Here is a 421-nt window from a genome sequence, read left to right as displayed (position 1 = left end):
TTATGGCCAAGGCGGACGCGTGGGGCGCGCCCGGAGGGAAGGCTTTTGCGCGTCGCAAGGCAAGGAGCGATGGACTTGCCGGCAACACGCGCCTGATCGCCGAACCTACTTATCAGCGGCTCCTGGCCGCCGAGCCGCTGCTGCGCCGGTCGATCCCGGCGCTGATCGTGATTTTCCTCATCGTCATCGCCGCGCTGCGCTTCCTGTCGCTGATGAACGAGCATGACGAGATCGAGCGCGACGCCAAGGCGGTTCTGGCGCTGGCCGCCGGCCAGATGGCGCAGGCCGTCACCGCGGACCCGAATGCGGCCGGCGCCAACGCCATAAGCCTTCTCGAAAGCACCAGCCGCCAGGGCGCCATGAGCCGCGCCCATGTGCTGGCCATCACCGACGGCGCCTTCAAGGTCATCGCCGTCTCGCC

General features: G+C 68.2%; 1 pseudogene. It reads left to right on the top strand.

Features of this window, described 5'->3' with window-relative positions:
• Positions 1–421 (top strand): annotated as a pseudogene (locus EN852_RS35410) (PAS domain-containing sensor histidine kinase); the annotation flags it as partial.

It is taken from the genome of Mesorhizobium sp. M2E.F.Ca.ET.209.01.1.1 (genome assembly GCF_004010375.2).
Taxonomy (GTDB): Bacteria; Pseudomonadota; Alphaproteobacteria; order Rhizobiales; family Rhizobiaceae; genus Mesorhizobium.
Note: the sequence above shows the minus strand (reverse complement) of the source record. Positions and strands in the feature narration are given on the sequence as shown.